The 17,804-nt window shown below is 42.4% G+C and carries 16 protein-coding genes and 1 pseudogene; 5 read left to right on the forward strand and 12 right to left on the reverse strand.

Annotated elements, in window-relative coordinates; genetic code table 11:
- The first annotated feature begins 4 nt into the window (after window positions 1-4).
- Window positions 5-712, forward strand: a complete 708-nt coding sequence (gene rluF / locus NDM98_RS12305; protein WP_251607996.1) for a 23S rRNA pseudouridine(2604) synthase RluF — start codon at window positions 5-7, stop codon at window positions 710-712.
- A gap of 52 nt (window positions 713-764) precedes the next feature.
- Here rluF and NDM98_RS12310 read toward each other — a convergent pair whose 3' ends face one another.
- The gene (locus NDM98_RS12310) at window positions 765-1,772 is read right to left on the reverse strand and encodes a zinc-binding alcohol dehydrogenase family protein (protein ID WP_251607999.1); all 1,008 of its coding nucleotides are present in this window, start codon (window positions 1,770-1,772) and stop codon (window positions 765-767) included.
- Between the two features lie 29 nt (window positions 1,773-1,801).
- Window positions 1,802-2,506 (reverse strand): hypothetical protein, encoded by a 705-nt coding sequence (locus NDM98_RS12315; RefSeq protein ID WP_251608002.1) that lies wholly within the window; start codon window positions 2,504-2,506, stop codon window positions 1,802-1,804.
- A gap of 151 nt (window positions 2,507-2,657) precedes the next feature.
- Here NDM98_RS12315 and NDM98_RS24070 point away from each other — a divergent pair, with 151 nt between their 5' ends.
- Genes NDM98_RS24070 through NDM98_RS12325 form a run of 3 tightly spaced genes read left to right on the forward strand, consistent with a single transcriptional unit; the run spans window position 2,658 to window position 4,150 of the window.
- Window positions 2,658-3,098 (forward strand): DMT family transporter, encoded by a 441-nt coding sequence (locus NDM98_RS24070; RefSeq protein WP_307728800.1) that lies wholly within the window; start codon window positions 2,658-2,660, stop codon window positions 3,096-3,098.
- Complete coding sequence (locus NDM98_RS24075; protein ID WP_308807719.1) at window positions 3,067-3,558, forward strand: DMT family transporter; 492 nt, start codon at window positions 3,067-3,069, stop codon at window positions 3,556-3,558. The genes NDM98_RS24070 and NDM98_RS24075 overlap by 32 nt, the downstream gene beginning before the upstream one ends.
- 10 nt (window positions 3,559-3,568) lie before the next feature.
- A complete protein-coding gene (locus NDM98_RS12325) occupies window positions 3,569-4,150 on the forward strand; it encodes a cysteine dioxygenase (protein WP_251608005.1) in 582 nt (193 codons plus the stop codon).
- On the opposite strand, the gene NDM98_RS12330 is transcribed toward NDM98_RS12325, so the two are convergent.
- The 9 genes and pseudogenes from NDM98_RS12330 to NDM98_RS12370 form a co-directional block, all read right to left on the reverse strand.
- A complete protein-coding gene (locus NDM98_RS12330) occupies window positions 4,109-5,029 on the reverse strand; it encodes an AEC family transporter (protein WP_251608008.1) in 921 nt (306 codons plus the stop codon). The genes NDM98_RS12325 and NDM98_RS12330 overlap by 42 nt on opposite strands.
- Window positions 5,030-5,628: 599 nt before the next feature.
- Complete coding sequence (locus tag NDM98_RS12335; RefSeq protein ID WP_251608011.1) at window positions 5,629-7,359, reverse strand: ABC transporter ATP-binding protein; 1,731 nt, start codon at window positions 7,357-7,359, stop codon at window positions 5,629-5,631.
- Between the two features lie 213 nt (window positions 7,360-7,572).
- Window positions 7,573-8,925 carry an aminotransferase gene (locus NDM98_RS12340; RefSeq protein WP_251609133.1) on the reverse strand — a complete coding sequence of 451 codons (1,353 nt, stop codon included), beginning with the start codon at window positions 8,923-8,925 and terminating at the stop codon, window positions 7,573-7,575.
- A gap of 20 nt (window positions 8,926-8,945) precedes the next feature.
- Window positions 8,946-10,181: a Zn-dependent hydrolase gene (locus NDM98_RS12345; RefSeq protein ID WP_251608014.1), complete on the reverse strand. Its 1,236-nt coding sequence runs from the start codon at window positions 10,179-10,181 to the stop codon at window positions 8,946-8,948.
- On the reverse strand, window positions 10,178-10,405 hold the full coding sequence (locus tag NDM98_RS12350) for a hypothetical protein (protein ID WP_251608016.1): 228 nt from the start codon (window positions 10,403-10,405) through the stop codon (window positions 10,178-10,180). The genes NDM98_RS12345 and NDM98_RS12350 overlap by 4 nt, the downstream gene beginning before the upstream one ends.
- 15 nt (window positions 10,406-10,420) lie before the next feature.
- Window positions 10,421-11,887, reverse strand: coding sequence for an NCS1 family transporter (locus NDM98_RS12355; protein WP_251608019.1), 1,467 nt, complete (start codon window positions 11,885-11,887; stop codon window positions 10,421-10,423).
- Between the two features lie 35 nt (window positions 11,888-11,922).
- Window positions 11,923-13,338 (reverse strand): dihydropyrimidinase, encoded by a 1,416-nt coding sequence (gene hydA, locus NDM98_RS12360; RefSeq protein WP_251608022.1) that lies wholly within the window; start codon window positions 13,336-13,338, stop codon window positions 11,923-11,925.
- An 11-nt stretch (window positions 13,339-13,349) separates the two neighbouring features.
- On the reverse strand, window positions 13,350-14,624 hold the full coding sequence (preA, locus tag NDM98_RS12365) for an NAD-dependent dihydropyrimidine dehydrogenase subunit PreA (protein WP_251608026.1): 1,275 nt from the start codon (window positions 14,622-14,624) through the stop codon (window positions 13,350-13,352).
- A gap of 10 nt (window positions 14,625-14,634) precedes the next feature.
- A pseudogene (locus NDM98_RS12370) lies at window positions 14,635-15,994 on the reverse strand (NAD(P)-dependent oxidoreductase).
- Between the two features lie 297 nt (window positions 15,995-16,291).
- Here NDM98_RS12370 and htpX point away from each other — a divergent pair.
- Window positions 16,292-17,203 carry a protease HtpX gene (gene htpX / locus NDM98_RS12375; RefSeq protein ID WP_251608028.1) on the forward strand — a complete coding sequence of 304 codons (912 nt, stop codon included), beginning with the start codon at window positions 16,292-16,294 and terminating at the stop codon, window positions 17,201-17,203.
- A 412-nt stretch (window positions 17,204-17,615) separates the two neighbouring features.
- Here htpX and NDM98_RS12380 read toward each other — a convergent pair whose 3' ends face one another.
- Window positions 17,616-17,765 (reverse strand): hypothetical protein, encoded by a 150-nt coding sequence (locus tag NDM98_RS12380; protein WP_251608031.1) that lies wholly within the window; start codon window positions 17,763-17,765, stop codon window positions 17,616-17,618.
- Window positions 17,766-17,804 lie beyond the last annotated feature (39 nt).

Consider the following 17,804-nt stretch of genomic DNA (forward strand, 5'->3'; position numbering starts at 1 on the left):
AGAGATGCGAATTAACAAATTTATAAGTGAAACGGGCAAGTCTTCTAGGCGTGGTGCTGATAAACTCATTAACGATGGTCGAGTAAGCATTAACGGTAAAGTGGCAAAGCTCGGTGACCAAGTAAATCCAGGTGATCATGTTGTAGTAAACGGGGAAACGATTAATATCGTAAAAAACAATGTTTATATTGCCTTAAATAAACCAGTTGGAATTACGAGTACATCCGAGAAAAAGGTCAAAGGTAATATTATTGATCTTGTGAACCATCCGCTTAAGGTGAATCACGTCGGTCGTTTGGACAAGGATTCAGAAGGCTTAATCCTACTGACAAATGACGGTGACATTGTAAACGAAATTCTTCGTGCGGAAAATCGCCATGAAAAAGAATACATCGTCTCAGTCGATAAACCAATCACTCCCGATTTTCTTAAGCAAATGGCAGAAGGTGTGAACATACTCGGAACCAAAACCTTGCCATGTGAGGTAACTCAGCTCTCCAAGTTTGAGTTCCAAATCATTTTGACACAAGGTCTAAACCGCCAAATCCGTAGAATGTGCGAAGAGTTAGGCTATGAAGTATATCGCCTTCAACGCACACGCATCATGAATATTCATCTAAAAAACCTACCTGTCGGGCAATGGCGCGATCTAACAAAAAAAGAGCGGACGCAGCTTTTTAAAGAATTGGATTATGAGCCAAGGGATTGGTAAAAACAAAGTGAGCCAAGCGATATATCAATCGTTGGCTCACTTCTTTTATAACTTAAAAACCTTCTACAACAACCTTACCAATCATACCCCCACTCTCGACCATTTTATGAGCTTCTTTGATTGTGCGCGCTTCAATAGGTGATAATGTCTCAGTTAAAGTAGTTTGTAAATGCCCTTCTTCTATCAGCTTACTGACTTTGTTTAACAATTGATGCTGCTTACTCATATCGTCCGTTTCATACATCGCACGTGTAAACATAAACTCCCAAACAAAAGTTGCGCTTTTACTTTTAAGTACATTCAGATCTAGTGGTTCTTTATTTTCAACAATTGAGCAGATTTTACCTTGAGGCTTGATAATCTCTGCTATGGCCTGCCAATGCTGATCCGTATTATTGAGGCATAGAATGTAATCAACCTCTGCATCCAGCTGTTCTTTTAAAGATTCATGATGATTCACTACGTTATCTGCTCCAAGCTTTTTCACCCAGGTGGAGGTTTCCTCACGTGATGCAGTAGCTGTAACTGTTAGTCCAGCCCATTTTGCAAGTTGAATCGCTATGGAACCGACACCACCTGCTCCTCCAATGATTAACAGATGGCTTTTCTTATTTATCTCGCTCGCTTCTGGATCAATAGCAAGTCGTTCAAATAATGCTTCCCAAGCTGTAATCGTGGTTAACGGTAGGGCAGCTGCCTTGGCAAAACTGAGAGAGCTTGGTTTTTTACCAACAATTCGCTCATCCACAAGCTGATACTCGCTGTAAGAGCCAGACCTGGTAATACTGCCTGCATAATAAACCTCATCACCCACTTTAAATTCCGTACAACCTTCGCCAACTTCCTCCACAATACCACTAGCATCCCAACCAAGAATTCGAGGCTCTTCTTCAACCTCATCCTTCGGCGCACGTTGTTTTGTATCAACTGGATTCACAGAGATCGCATGTACTTTTACAAGCAGGTCGCATCCTTTTGGTACGGGTCTTGCCATTTCTACATCTAGAAAACTCTCGTCATGTTCAATAGGTAAGTATCTTTTTAGTCCAACTGCTTTCATTTTAACGACTCCTTTGTATAAATCTGTTTTCACCAATTATAAATTGATTTCAGTGCAATAATTGCCGTTGCGTATACTAGCGCTGATATTAAAAAGGTTGGTAGATGTGCGTTTCTCTCGTTAGGAATTTCTTTGCTTATTACATTTAGAATCATTGCTCCAGAGGTGAACGCAATAAGCGAATCAACAAATAGTCCTGATGATGGACCTATCACACCTATTATAGCTCCTATGAGTGTAGATCCGGCTAATATATAGCGTCCGACCTTCTTAAATAATCTCTGGTTTTCATGCCAAAGGTTATAGGAGATCCCAATAAAATGCAACCCTACGGCCATTCCATAAAAAATAGCTTCAACTGCTTGAACATCTGATGAAAAAACGATGTACGTAACCATAAACGTATACAAAGCGAAAAATCCTACTTGCATATAATAAAAATGAGGGTGACCTTCTCCCTCCCTCGATGCGGCCAATTTATAGACGGCAAAATAAATTAAAAGCCCAATCAAACCAAGAAAATAAAGCTCAGAATCTAGAGCTAAGCTTCCACCAAGTTTACTCTGTTCCTCATGTAAGGTGGGCAGGATATACACAAAAACATACGAGATTGCTACGCCTCCCGAAAGAGACAGCCACTTTTGCGTATGAAGCTTTGAAGATGAGATTAGTTGAAAGGCGAATAGTTGAATCAAGATAAAAAGGATCCCAATTATTAAAGAGTCTACGGTCAATCGTCATTCCTCCTAATGGCTATACCCCTTTCATACCCTTGAATGCGAATGTATAACTTCCCAAATTGTAACAAGTTTTCTCCCTTTATCTCATATCTCAGTTGGACGAGCATATGCTTGTACAAAGCTTACTGAGAAAGGATCCGTACCTATGTCCTTTGTAAAACCATCAACGACTGCTTCTATGTATGCACTGCTCTCCATTAGCTTCTGGGGTGTTTCCTTTGTATCAACTAAAGCGGTTCTAGGTACTCTCGACCCCCTCACATTACTTGTTATGCGGTTTGGAATTGGCGCGGTGTTTTTATTTATATTAATAGTCGCTCAAAAACATAGTCTGCGTATTCAATTCAGCTATCTTCCACACCTTTTGATCCTTGGCGTATTAGGTGTGTTTGTGCATCAACTCATCCAAGCCTCCGCACTCTTAACCATTGATGCAACAGATGCAGGCTGGATGATCTCATTTTCACCCATTTTTACAGTGGTTCTTTCCATCCTGTTTCTTCATGAACGAGTAACGATTTTCAAGGTCAGTGGGATGTTGCTCGCAGTAATCGGTGTCCTGTTCATTACAACTGCTTGGACCTGACCGCTCTCTCTCGTTTGGACTTCATATTGGTTATTTCCTCATGCTACTCAGTACCTTTAATTGGGCTGTGTATTCTATTTTGCTGAAAAAGTTGCAGATTCCTATGCCTTCTATAGTCATTACCTTTTATATGTGTACGATTGGTTTCCTGTTCACACTGCCATTTATCATTCGAAATAATGGATGGGAAGCCCTTCCTCTTCTATCTGAGTCCGAGTGGATCCACCTACTTTTTCTTGGTGTCTTTGTTTCAAGTGTCTCCTATTGGTTTTGGGCAAAATCACTTGAAGTCATGGAGGCTTCAAAGGTCTCGGTCTTTCTTTATCTCGAGCCACTAACAACACTTATCGCAGCAGTGTTCCTTTTAAACGAACAGATTTTACTCATAAGTGTACTTGGTGGCTTCATAATTATCTTAGGAGTGGTCTTAGTTAATCGACCGGTGTCATCAAACCGATAAGGAGGTTTTCATGGATTACCTCAAGAGAATAGAACTGTATTTAGAGCATTTGGAATCCCCAAGCCCTGAGGACTTGCGAAATGCACTCGTTACGTTAGATACAAAGCTTAGCGACCTCACTCCGTTTCTTCACACAGATCACAAAAAGCCGTATTATCGTAAGCTACTTTTTCAGAATACTGAGGTTGAACTACTTCTGATGAATTGGTCACAAATTGCTTGCGCTCCGCATGATCACGGACAATCATGTGGCTGGATTCAAGTGATATCGGGCACAACCATCAATACCATTTATCAAAGTAGAGATCGTTATTTGCCTGAAGCCTATTTCTCTCAAAAAATGCAGCAGGGCTCAGTGTTTTTCGCCCCTAAAACAGGCATTCATCATATGAAAGCAAAAGACGAAGAATTGGTAACTCTGCACCTCTACTCCCCACCGATTAAGAATATGAAGGTATATGACCTTAACGCGTGCGCCGCCTGCGTGGTTACAGAGCAATGCGGGGCATGGTGGCCAGAGGAACAGCGCGAGAAGGTGATGGAAATCAAACTAAAAAAACAGCGGATGCAGCCAACCAAAGAGCCAAAATAACAGCGGCAGTGTGCCTGATGCAGCTAATGTAGTGATTAATACGGAGACAGTTGCAAGATTTGTGTCTCCCCCGTATTTCTCTGCAAATAAACTTATAGTCGGCGCACACGGTGTCGCAGATAATAAGACAGCTACCGCCAGCCACTCAAATGGAATACCTAGTAGAAGCACGGGTAGAAATAAACAAACTGGAAAAATAAGTAACCGCATGAAAATAACGATCCACACCGTTTTTGAAGAGAGATATTGACCTAATTCCTTGAGCGAGATAGAAGCCACAAAACAACCAATCACAAGCATCGACAATGGGACTGTCATCTCACCAATATCGCTTAACGCTTGAAATACAGGCGTCGGCAATGAGATCGGCATAAAAAAGAAACATAGGCCAACAGCTGTTGCAATAAGTCCAGGATTTTTCCACAAAGAGCTCAGTTTTATTGTTGATATTTCTCTACCCATCACCCAAATTCCATACGTCCAAATGAGAACAAAATAAACAAGATTAAATACAACAGCTAAAAACAAGCCCGACGTGCCAATTAACTGCGACACAACGGCTATGCCAATAAATCCCTGGTTTCCAAACAGCAGCAAATTCTGAAACACACCAGTCGTTTGGACACCTAGATTTAAACGACTTGCTGTCCATTTAGCAATAACCGCCGTACTACCAAGAAAATAAATAGAAAGCAGAATAAGGACAAAGATACCTTCCCCCAAACTCACGTCAAACGGGATGTGCAAAGAAGAAATAATCAAACAAGGCAACGTCACATACAGCAACAAATTCGTTAATACTAACCGACTTACAGGTACGAGCCAACCCACACGATACGCAATAAAGCCTGCGATAAAAATAAGATATAGTTCAAGCAAAGTACTCCCTCCAGATAAAGATCGTTGGAGTATGGTATTCATCAAGATGTGTGTCTGCGACTAACGTAATGGTGAGAGGGGGGTGTGGCTCGTTACCTCCTCTCTTTGGCTTGTTAGACTCCTCCTTGGCCTATTACCTTCTCCCTTTGGCTCGTTAGACCTCGCCTTGGCCTGTTACCTTCTCTCTTTGGCTCGTTAGACCCCTCCTTGGCCTATTACCTCCTCCCTTTGGCTTGTTAGACCCCTCCTTGGCCTGTTACCTTCTCTCTTTGGCTCGTTAGACCTCCCCTTGGCTCGTTACCTCCTCCCTTTGGCTTGTTAGACCCCTCCTTGGCCTGTTACCTTCTCTCTTTGGCTCGTTAGACCTCCCCTTGGCTCGTTACCTCCTCCCTTTGGCCTGTTACCTTCTCCCTTTGGCTCGTTAGACCTCCCCTTGGCTCGTTACCTCCTCCCTTTGGCCTGTTACCTCCTCCCTTTGGCTTGTTAGACCTCTCCTTGGCCTGTTACCTTCCCGTTCTGGCCCATTAACTCCTCCTTTTTCTACTTCTGTCCATAAAAAAAGAGACACACCTCTTCGGCATGTCTCGTTTTCTTATATCTTAAGCACCCGCATAATCAAAATCAAATTGCGCATGATGAAGGCGGCTGTATGCTCCTTTTTTCTGCAGTAATTCTTGGTGTGTACCTTCTTCTTCTATCCCATTTTCCGTTACAACAAAGATACGGTCTGCTTCTTTAATTGTAGCTAAACGGTGAGCAATGATAATAGTTGTGCGGCCTACCGCTAGTTCAGCAAGTGCACTTTGAATCGCTGCTTCTGTTTCTGTATCAAGGGCAGATGTCGCTTCGTCCAGGATGAGAATAGCTGGATTTTTCAAGAACATGCGAGCAATCGAAAGCCGTTGTTTTTGACCTCCAGATAGCTTCACACCACGTTCTCCAATTAGGGTATCTAAACCTTCTGGAAGTGCTTTGATAATGGAGGTCATTTGAGCTCGTTCTGCTGCCTTCCAAATCTCATCGTCTGTAGCATCAAGCTTTCCGTAAGCAATGTTTTCTCTGATGGATGCGTCAAACAAGAAGACATCCTGTTGAACCACTCCAATTTGTTCTCTTAATGATGCCATTGAAAGATCATGGATATCCATTGAATCAATTGAAATCTCTCCACTTTCAATCTCATAAAATCGTGGCAATAGACTACAAATCGTGGTTTTACCTGCTCCTGAAGGTCCTACAAGTGCAACGGTTTCGCCCGCCTTTATGTTGAAATTAACACCATTTAGTACCTTGTTTTTATTTTCATAACCAAACACAACGTCCTTATACGAGATTTCTCCCTTTACTTCATCTACATGAATGGCATTAGGTCGATCCTCTTGCTCCGGCTTCATGTTTAACAGATCAAGATATCGTCTAAAACCAGCAATTCCTTTAGGATACATCTCCATAACCGCGTTTAATTTATTTATTGGACCAACCATAACATTGGCAAGCAAAACAAACGCTACAAACTCACCGTAAGTCAGTTGGCCATCGATCACAAACCATGTTCCGCATAACAAAACAAAAATAAGTAGAAACTTCATTAGAATTTGGCTGAATGCTGTGTGTTTTGCCATGATTTTATAGGACGCTAATTTTGAAAAGCGAAAATGATTATTGTTAGCTGAGAATTTATCCATCTCATGCTTTTCATTTACAAATGCTTTCACTACACGAATACCTGTTACATTGTTCTCGACGCGAGAGTTAAAGTCGGCAATACTGCCAAACAACATCGTCATGGCAACCGACATTTTCTTCCCGAAATAATAAGTAAATAAAATTAAAAATGGAACGAGCACAAAGGTTAATACAGCAAGCTTCCAGTTGATTGAAAGCATAATACCAAACGCACCTAAGAGAGTCATAATAGAAATAGCCAATTCCTCTGGACCATGGTGAGCAACTTCACCTATATCCATCAAGTCATTTGTAAGACGAGAGATCAAATGTCCCGTTTTGGTATTATCAAAATATTGTACAGACTGATTTTGGATATGCGCAAACAAATCTCGTCTCATATCTGTTTCAATATTAATACCTAGCTTATGTCCCCAATACGTTACCACATAATGAAAACCACCATTAAAGATATACATGGAGAAAAGACCTAATCCACCCCAAAAAATCCATTGCCAATTCCCTGAAGGCAGCAGGTTATCAATAACATGATTAACCGCAAGAGGAAATGCAAGTTCTAAGGCTCCAGCTAATATTCCACAAAACAGCGTAAACGCAAACAGACGTTTATACGGTTTGTAATAAGACATAAATGCTCGTAACATGGTTTTGCTCCTTTTTCACACTTCTGATATTCATTCTCATTTATCTAGTTTACGATACTGGCTTTTACTTAGCAATAATTAGTTTCTGAAGTTTTACACAATAGGAGACATTGCTTCACACACTAAGAGAATATATTACAAAAGTGATTGAATTTCTGCCCACAAAAAAAGTAAGATGAACAGCTGACGTGTTCACCTTACTTTTTTCTACTGTCATGTCATTGAGTTGATAACCTCCGCAACGGTTTTCACCAAAAAGCGAAGATCCTGCTCTGTTGAGGTTAGAGGAGGAGCAATAATAAGCACGTTTCCTCCATCAGGTATGGTATCGCTGTTTTTACCGATGATTAGTCCTTTTGCCTGACATGCAGCTACGATAGACTTCATCGTTGCATCAGAGGCGGGCTTCTTAGATTCTTTGTCTATTACTAATTCAATTCCATATAGAAAGCCGATCCCACGGACATCGCCTACCCACTCGTTTTCTGTAAGTTGCTTCAGCTCACCTAAAACCGTTTCACCTAACTCTTCTACTCGATCAACAATCTTTTCACGCTCAAGTATTTCAATTGCTTTTAAAGCCACTGCACAAGAGGCAGGATGACCACCATATGTAGAAATGTGCCGGAAGTGATGGTCATCAGATCCTTCTTTAAACGATTCATAAATGCTTTGCTTCACGCATGTTGCTCCGAGCGGCAAATACCCACTCGTTAACCCTTTTGCTAACGTGATGATATCTGGTTTGAAATTTTCCGCATGCATATACCCAAACATTTTGCCGGTGCGACCAAAGCCCGATACCACTTCATCCAAAATTAACAAGACATTATACTTGTCACAGATCTCCCTCACTCGATCGTAATATAAGGAGGTTTGAGGATATAAAACGCCACCTCCCGAAATAATTGGCTCCATGATAAAGGCTGCAACCGATTCTGGTCCCTCCCAGAGAATGGTCTGCTCCAGATAATTTGCAGCTAGTTCATCATCTCTCTGTGAATCTCCAAAGCTTGAGCGATAGGCGTATGGAGGAGGTACATGTAAAAACCCAGGGGCTACAGGATCATATTTCATCTTGCGGTTAGCCTGCGCAGTGGCACTAAGAGCCCCCAGTGAGTTCCCGTGATAGGCGCGATAACGCGAGATGATCTTATACTTCTCTGGATGCCCTGTCTGTTTATGGTGTTGTCTTGCAATTTTAAAGGCTGTTTCATTTGCATCTGACCCTCCATTCGCAAAAAAGGTGCGGTATCCGCCCAAAAGCTGATCAAGCTTTTCAGCCAGCGCAATGGCTGGCTTATGACCAAAAGATAATGGAAAATATGCGAGTTCACTCATTTGTTTTGTTGCAGCTTCTATCATCTCCGTTTGTCCATGGCCGAGATTAAGGCACCATAATCCAGATACACCATCCATAAACCGATTACCATTTGTATCTGTAAACCACGATCCATCTCCTTTGTCAGCAATAAAAGGTAATGCATCGGGATGGTAACGATGCACGGCATGCCACAAATACGATTGATCTTTATCTTCTATCGTTTTGTTTGCTGGTGTATTCATCATGAGGCGTTCTCCCTTCATCATTTAGCTTCAGAAAGCTCTAACACTGTCTCCAATAAGACATTAACGCCATTCTCACATTCTTTCCACGTTGTATATTCATCTTCATCGTGACTTTTGCCTCCTGCACTCGGAACAAAAATCATAGCAGTAGGTACCATGGTTGCGATGAATTGAGCATCGTGCCCCGCTCCACTAACCATACGTTTATAGGGTAGATTTAATGTCTGAGCTGACTTCTCAATCGTTTGAACCAAATCCGAATCAAACCAAACAGTCTCTCTGGACCAAAGCTTTTTGACTGTGAGGGAGCAACCACTTTTTTGTTGCTTCACAATTTCATCTATAATAGCCTCAACCTCTTGTAAAATCTCTTCATTTTGATGCCGCGCTTCAAGAGAAAAAACAACTTTATTTGGAATGACTGTATGGATATTTGGGTAGACATTAAATCGCCCCATTGTATAAACAAGCGTGTCATTAAGACTACTTAATCGTTGATGAAGTTCACTCATACACAAATTTGCAGTCGTGAGCGCATCCTTTCTCATGTTCTGCGGTGTAGTCCCTGCGTGGTTTGATTCACCGGTAATCTCTATTTCATAACAACCCATTCCTACTACACATTCAACTGCTCCAATTTGTAGAGACTCCGCTTCTAAGATCGGTCCTTGTTCAATGTGAAGTTCGAGAAAGGCTTTGCCACTTAATAAGCGATTTTCTATAGAACCCACATAACCGATTTTGTTTAATGCATCTGCAAATGTAACTCCTTCTGTATCTGTAACACCCATCATTGTCTCTTTATCAAATTTTCCAGAGACTATTCCAGAAGTCATCATGGAAGGCTCAAATCGTGCTCCTTCTTCATTTGTAAAATTAATGAGGACAATCGAACACTCTGGTTTGATCTTGTTCCGGACAAAACTGCGCGCCACTTCTAGTCCCGCCACGACTCCTAGCACACCGTCAAAGCGTCCTCCTTTTTTGACAGAATCAAGATGAGAACCCATATAGATAGCTGGTCTATCGGGATCTTCTCCTTCTAACGTACTGTACATAATACCTAAATCATCGACTGTAACGACCATATCTAATGCTTCACATTGGCTACGGAAATACTCTCTAGCCTGTAAATCCTCTTCTGAAAGAGCTAGTCTTGTTACTCCTTGATTTTCTGTCGCTCCAAATGCAGAAAAATCTTCTAGAGTCTGTCGCAATTGTGCTCCATCAATGACTAGTTTCTGTTGATTCATGTGGCTCTCCTTTCATTTGCTAGCTGCAAGGCAAGCATCGTCGTCACGTATTTCCTTGCATTCGCATTGCCTAATTGCAGAGTGGTTGGTTCAGTAGAATCGGCTCGTTTCAACAGCACTTCGGACCCGTTTAAATGATCCTTTACATCATCAATTAAATAACCCTGCTCTAGCAATTCATCTAGCTTCTGCTTTTCATCTATATATTGTTGATGCTCGGCCATGCGACTCCCTCCGCTCTATGCTTCTTCTGCTAATAATTCTTCTTTCCCTGATTCAGTTTCATCGATTGTCCAATCTCGACCAACCGTTAGTCCTAGGTAAAGTTCGTCATTTGGGTTCTCAAGCTCCGCCTGTTTGTACTTTTTAAACCACCAATACTTTGCACTCACGTAATATAGTAGACCGCCAACGACAAATCCTACTAGATAGGAATAACTAGGTATGAGTAGAGAGACACCTCCACCAATCACCCAGGATAGTAATCCAGCAAGATTCATTCCTTTCCAATAATGGTACTGCCCTTTATCTTCATAGAGCTCGGTGACATTCACTCGCCTTTTCCGAATAAAATAATAATCTGCTACCAATATGCCTACGATAGAGGCAAGAATACCACCAACGATTAATAAAGCCGGTACAATAATTGCAAATAGATTCCATGGCTGAACTAGGACCCCGATTAAACCGGCAATGATTACACCAACCCAGTGTGGAACACGAGGACCGCCCACATTAGAAAAAATAGTGGCTGCAGGAATTAAGTTTGAAGATGTGTTTGTGGACCATTGCGCCAACGCAATCATCAGCATCAATACACCAAGTAGCAGAATATTATTTGTTGTTTCAAGCAATGCATCGACTGGATTCGAGATGGATACAGCGATATAAGAAACCGCTCCAACAATCACCATAAAGGTATGAACCAAGGGCATTGCAATTAAACTGCCAATCAATTGACCTTTATTACGCTTAAACCAATTTCGCTCGTACTTTGGTGCTTTTATAAATCTAGAAATAGATGGCATGTCTGCAGCCAAGGTTCCCCAGAAACCCATTGTAGCCATAGCAATAACGGCAAACGATCCGATCATCGCTGGACCTGCTACCGGATTTTCTACCCATCCCCAGATATTTCGGCCGGCTGCCTGCGCTTGATCTGATAAGGTGATATACATCCACCCTGAAATGATCACGATGATAGGAGCAGCTAGGTTCGCAAATCGTTCTACAGCTTTTATTCCAAAAGCTGTATTAAACAACTGGAGTGCTGCAAATACAAGGAAGCAAAGAAACCACTGATCAATGCCAAATACCATTAGTAAAATAGCATTCATTCCTGTTGCCCCAAAAAACGTGTTTACACCAAACCAACAGGAAGCGACAAATCCTCGCATGATGGATGGGATATGTGTACCAATTGTGCCAAATGGAGCTCTGAGATAGACAGGAAAGGAGAGCCCATGTTCAATACCGATATCTCCCGTTAAGGTCATACAGATTCCAATTCCAATGGATCCGACAAGCGTCGCCAAAATGACTAGGTGGAGCGGAAGTTGTTGAATTCCGTCTCCTCCAATCGCAAACGCAGCTAGCACCACCGCCATACTTACCCAAAGAATGGCAAAACAAGCTGTACTCATTTTTCGATTTTGCTGAGAGATAGGAAACAAATCAGGAGATTTCAGATACCCACTTTTGGCCATTGTACACATTCATCCTCTCATTATGGTTTTACACATTACACTCGTTCTGCTAAGGCTGAGTTTCTTAATTGCTCGCTGTATTTAGCTCTTTTAATATACGTTCCATCTCCTATCGTTCCTTTGTACGTATCATCCTGGATAATGACTTTTCCTTTTGAGAGCACCGTTTGTACCACCCCTTTTACCCGTTTGCCTTCAAACGCGTTATAATCAACTTTCATATGATGAGTTTCACTTGAAATCGTTCGAACAGTAAAAGGGTCAAAGATAACAAGGTCTGCATCTGCACCTACGGAGATCGTCCCCTTTTTTGGATAGAGTCCAAAAAGCTTTGCCGCACGCGTTGAGGTAATGTCCACAAATTGGTTTAGGCTAATTCTGCCCTCCGCGACGCCTTCTGAATAGAGAATACTCATACGATCTTCTATCATCGGTCCACCATTTGGTATCTTGGTAAAATCATCAATGCCTAGACTTTTCTGGCCTTTAAAGTCAAAGGAACATTGATCACTTCCAATCGTCTGCAAAGCCCCTGTGCGTAATGCATTCCATAAGACCTCTTGATGCTTTTTCTCACGCAAAGGCGGTGACCACACATATTTAGCTCCTTCAAAATCCGGTTTTCTCAGATCATCTAGATCAAGAGTTAGATACTGCGGACATGTCTCTCCCCATACATCCGCACCCTTACGACGGGCTGATTCGATTTGTTTCACTGCTTCTTCACAGCTTACATGAACAACATATAGCTGCGAGCCAGCAAGTGATGTGAGCTGACACGCACGTCCGGTCGCTTCGCCTTCTGCTTCAACAGGTCGAGTCAGTGCATGATAAATCGGATCTGTTTGACCGTTTGCTAATGCTTCTTTGGTCAAATAATCAATGACGTCTCCATTTTCCGCGTGCACCATCACAAGTGCTCCTAATTCCTTTGCTTTTATAAGCGTTTGAAACAAGGTGGCATCATCTGCCTGGAAGACATTTTTGTAAGCCATAAATACTTTAAAAGATGTGATACCATCCTCTTGGATAACAGAAGGTAATTCTGCTAATACATCTTCTGTCATTTCACCAATCATGAGGTGAAAACTATAATCAATCGCTGCTTTTCCTTTTGATTTTTCATGCCATGTCTTAATCGCGTTTTTGAGTGGCTTTCCCTTCTCTGTTAAACAAAAATCAACGACTGTGGTTGTCCCTCCAAATGCAGCCGCAGTTGTTCCTGATGTAAAATCATCCTTTGTCACTGTGCCTCCAAAAGGCATATCTAAATGTGTATGAGGATCTACTCCTCCAGGAAATACATAACAACCTTCCGCTTCAATGACATCTGCTCCTTCTAGTGGAAAGTCCCTGCCAATCGCCGCTATCTGCTCACCTTCAATTAATAGATCTGCTTCAAATGTATCCGATGCCGTTACAATAATGCCGTTTTGAATGATTGTTCTCATCGCTTTCCCTCCTAAGAATTAGACACATGTAATGACTTCATTGCTCGCTGCCTGTCATTCCAAGATAGTGGTGGTAGCCCGTTTGCTATTGTGACCATATCAATGGCACCATCAACAGGACACACAATCGAACAAAGATTACAGCCTACACATTCATCTTCGTCAACCATTAAGTATGATGCGCCCGTTCCATCCTTGTACCTGCTAATACATTGATGAGCGGTATCTTCGCATGCTATTTGACACTTATTACAGTTAATACAGGTCTCTGTATTGATTCGAGCGACAATTTGGTGATTCAGATTCACATTGCCCCAATCTGAATATTTGTGTACAGAACGCCCAATTAGCTGCTGGACTGAATCGAGTCCTTTTTCATCTAAATAGTTACTTAATCCATCAATCATATCCTCAACAATTCGGAATCCATGATGCATTGCTGCTGTACAAACCTGAACATTTGAAGCCCCCATCAGCATAAACTCAACCACGTTCTGCCAATTAGAGATCCCACCAATGCCTGAGATTGGTACAGTTACTCGCTCATTTCTGGCACACTCACCAAGCATATGCAGTGCAATCGGTTTAACCGCCGGACCACAATAACCACCATGCGTTCCGATCCCATCTACATTTGGAACGGTGTCCCATGTATGAATGTCCACCGACGCCAAACTATTTATTGTGTTGATGAGGCTGATCGAGTCTGCACCACCAAGAACAGCCGCCTCTGCCGTTGATGTAATATCCGTGATGTTTGGGGTGAGTTTAACAATGACAGGAGTCTCCGCAACCTCTTTAACCCAATAGGTCTGTTGTTCCACCAAGGATGGAACTTGACCAGAAGCTGCTCCCATGCCTCTCTCAGCCATACCGTGTGGACAGCCAAAGTTCAGCTCTAAGCCGTCTACCCCAATGGCTTCCACTTGCTTTACAATCTCATGCCACTTCTCCTGCTGTGGCTCAACCATTAACGACGCAACAATCGCTCGATCTGGAAATCGCTTTTTTGTCTCAGCAATCTCACGTAAGTTCACCTCAAGTGGTCGATCGCTAATAAGCTCAATATTGTTAAAACCAGCCACTCTCTGCCCATTAAATGAAACAGCAGCAAAGCGGGAGGTAGAATTAATAATTGGTTCGCCAAGTGTTTTCCAAACTACTCCTCCCCATCCTGCCTCAAACGCACGTTGCACCTGGTAGCCAGAATTAGTTGGTGGCGCGCTTGCCAGCCAAAATGGATTAGGTGATGCAATTCCTGCAAGATTGCTATATAAATCAGCCATAAACTACCTCCTACGCACTAGTTTCTGCTCGTTGTCCCATTAGCTTTTGATGAACGCCATAAGCCGTTTGCTTTCCTTGCTCCGCTGCAGAGACGACCATCGCTTCACCTTGCCCATTTCCAAAAATCACATCCCCACAGGCAAATATCCCGCTGACGGACGTTTCTAAAGTCTCTTGATCGACTTCGATCACACCATAAGTGGTTTTTATACCTGCCTTTTGTAGCCAGTCTGTATAGCGAGACTGACCAATGGCACGGATGACAAAATCAACGTCAAGCGAGTGACTCCGTTTGGTCGGAATTGCTCTGCGCCTGCCATCCACATCTGGCTCTGCAAGCTCCATATCTACACATTCAATCGATTGCACTCTACCTGATTGATCACCATTAATCTTTGTTGGAGAAGTCAACCAACGAAACTCCACGCCATCTTGTTTGGCAAACTCATACTCAAAGTCGTAAGCAGTCATTTCTTCAGCCGTTCTCCGGTAAAGTATTTTTACGTTTTTTGCCCCTAGTCGAGTGGCACAAGTTGCTCCATCGATGGCAGTATTGCCAGCTCCAATCACCACTCCACTTTTTCCAATAAACTGATTAGAGAGCTGACCGTTTTTGGTAGCCTTTACAAATTCAACGGCATCATAAACTCCTTCAAGTTCTTCTCCTTCAATCTTTAAAAGAGGAACAGATGACATACCAATTGCGAGGATCACGGCATCAAATGTTTTGGTGAGTGTACGCAAATCGATATCCCTTCCGACTTTTGTATTTGTATGAATCGTGACACCAACTGATTTCACCTGTTCTACTTCCCAGAAAGACACTTGTTTCGGTAGTCGGAACGAGACAATGCCATACGTGTTAAGACCTCCCGCTTCCGCTTCAGCCTCATATATCGCGACTTCATAACCCATCACAGCTAGTTCTCTGGCCGCTGATAATCCAGCTTGGACCTCCGCCTACAATAGCCACGGATTTACCTTTTGCATGTCCTGCCTTAAAAAGGACCTTTTCATTTTGCATTGCCCAATCCGTCGCATAACGCTGTAGTTTGCCAATTAAGATCGGTTTAGTTGATTCATTAAGGACACAGGACCCCTCACACAGCTCTTCTGTTGGACAAACTCTTGCGCAGCTTGCCCCAACTGGGTTAGCTTCCATAATCGTGCGCGCCGAACCAAGCAAATTATCCGTCGTAATTTTTTTGATAAACGACGGAATATCAATACCCGTTGGACACGCGGTTATACAGGGTGCATCATAGCAATACAAACAGCGACTTGCTTCCTCAAACGCTTCCTGAGCCGATAATGGCAGCTCCACTTCCTCAAAATTCAAACGCAACCTGTCTAGGTGATTCTCATTCATTTATGATTTCCCCCCATTCGCTGACAACTCCAATTACTATTTCCTACTACTACCATAAAAGCGCAATATTCAGACATCAACGACCTTGTTAGATAATGTGATAGATAATTTGGTATAACTGCATGTCGACCATTTAATTAGATCAAATCTGACATAATTCGCACCCTAATAGCGAAAGATTGACAGATATTGATCCTAGCTGATTATTAGATTTTCACAAAATGATGACATCTTATTTGGAATATGCGGTATCGTACGTGGTATGATGAAGTATACAACTATTTCGGGGGTGTCACTTTGGGCAAGCGTATTCTACTCTTTTTATTAACCAATATTTTGATTATGACAACCGTTGTCATCGTTTGGGGATTACTTGTTAATTTCACAAGCCTTGATTTAAACTTTAGAAATGACAGCGCACTAGGCATCAATCTTCCTGCTGTGATGATCTTTAGTTTGATTATTGGTTTTGGGGGAGCCTTCATTTCATTGGCTATGTCAAGATGGGTAGCCAAAATGATGATGAAAGTAAAAGTCTTGAATCCAGACGAATCACTTACACAAGCAGAACGTGCCATCGTTGAGAAGGTTCATCGCCTTTCACGCGCAGCTGGTTTGGCTCACATGCCAGAAGTTGGGATTTATCAGTCAGCTGAGGTTAACGCCTTCGCAACTGGCCCATCAAAAAAACGTTCATTAGTAGCCGTATCTTCAGGCTTACTTCAAACGATGGATGATGCTGCAGTTGAGGGTGTAATCGCTCACGAGGTTGCTCACGTAGCAAACGGAGACATGGTTACCATGACCCTACTTCAAGGCGTTGTGAATACATTTGTTGTATTCTTATCACGAGTAATCGCAATGATCGCTTCTCGTTTTGTCCGTCCAGAATTACAGTTTGTTGTGCAATTTGCAGCGATCATTATTCTGCAAATTCTCTTCTCGATTCTTGGTAGTATGGTTGTCAGCGCCTACTCACGCCATCGTGAATTTCACGCAGACCGTGGCGGGGCAGACCTTGCTGGTAACGACAAAATGATTCATGCACTCCGTTCATTAAAACAATACGCTAATCGCGCTGTTGCAAATGATCGTACCGATGATTCAGCCATTCAAACAATGAAAATTAGTGGTAAGGGCGGAATGATGAAACTTTTATCTACTCACCCTGACCTAAATGATCGTATCGCTCGTTTAGAGCAACGTTAATATTGAGGAAGCGACTCCATGATTGGGGTCGTTTTTTTGTGTGGGTTGGGGCTGGCGGGGCGCGGAGGCGTTTAGCAAGAGAGATTCGCGTGAAGGCAAGACGGACAGAAGATTTGGCAAGAGGGATGGATGTTTTAGCAAGACGAAAAAGCGTTAGCAAGACAAATAGCCATTTAAATAAGACCGATACGACCTGGAGCAAGAACTCCCCCTCCTCACCAAGATCTCTGCTCCCTCCATCAAGAACTACTCCTCCTTACCAAGACACCAGCTCCCTCCATCAAGAACTACTCCTCCTTACCAAGACCAATTTCGTCGCCATTTCTCATCCCCCCAAAAAAACGAGCACTACCCCAAATTGGGCTGTGCTCGTTTTATCTATTCAGAACTTTATTGCTCATTCACGCACTATCTATGTGTCTTTAAGTACCTTTTCTAAATGATTGATATCATCTTTTATCACGTTGGAGAAGCGAGTCTCTTTTTCGGTCATTTTCGCTCTTAACATTTTAAGAAAATCCAATTCCCGTTGAAATAGTTCTCGCTCTATGCGATCAATCATAGATATTCTCCTCACTTCAAATAATGGCTGATTTCTATA

The sequence above is a fragment of the Alkalicoccobacillus plakortidis genome (assembly GCF_023703085.1).
GTDB classification, from domain to species: domain Bacteria; phylum Bacillota; class Bacilli; order Bacillales; family Bacillaceae_D; genus Alkalicoccobacillus; species Alkalicoccobacillus plakortidis.

Coding starts and splice junctions, on each gene's coding strand:
- hydA (WP_251608022.1), bottom strand. CDS start 13,338: ATGAGAACAATCATTCAAAACGGCATTATTGTAACGGCATCGGATACA.
- NDM98_RS12345 (WP_251608014.1), bottom strand. CDS start 10,181: ATGAATCAACAGAAACTAGTCATTGATGGAGCACAATTGCGACAGACT.
- NDM98_RS12310 (WP_251607999.1), bottom strand. CDS start 1,772: ATGAAAGCAGTTGGACTAAAAAGATACTTACCTATTGAACATGACGAG.
- NDM98_RS12325 (WP_251608005.1), top strand. CDS start 3,569: ATGGATTACCTCAAGAGAATAGAACTGTATTTAGAGCATTTGGAATCC.
- NDM98_RS24070 (WP_307728800.1), top strand. CDS start 2,658: ATGTCCTTTGTAAAACCATCAACGACTGCTTCTATGTATGCACTGCTC.
- NDM98_RS12335 (WP_251608011.1), bottom strand. CDS start 7,359: ATGTTACGAGCATTTATGTCTTATTACAAACCGTATAAACGTCTGTTT.
- preA (WP_251608026.1), bottom strand. CDS start 14,624: ATGGCTGATTTATATAGCAATCTTGCAGGAATTGCATCACCTAATCCA.
- NDM98_RS12340 (WP_251609133.1), bottom strand. CDS start 8,925: ATGAATACACCAGCAAACAAAACGATAGAAGATAAAGATCAATCGTAT.
- rluF (WP_251607996.1), top strand. CDS start 5: ATGCGAATTAACAAATTTATAAGTGAAACGGGCAAGTCTTCTAGGCGT.
- NDM98_RS12380 (WP_251608031.1), bottom strand. CDS start 17,765: ATGATTGATCGCATAGAGCGAGAACTATTTCAACGGGAATTGGATTTT.
- NDM98_RS12355 (WP_251608019.1), bottom strand. CDS start 11,887: ATGGCCAAAAGTGGGTATCTGAAATCTCCTGATTTGTTTCCTATCTCT.
- NDM98_RS12350 (WP_251608016.1), bottom strand. CDS start 10,405: ATGGCCGAGCATCAACAATATATAGATGAAAAGCAGAAGCTAGATGAA.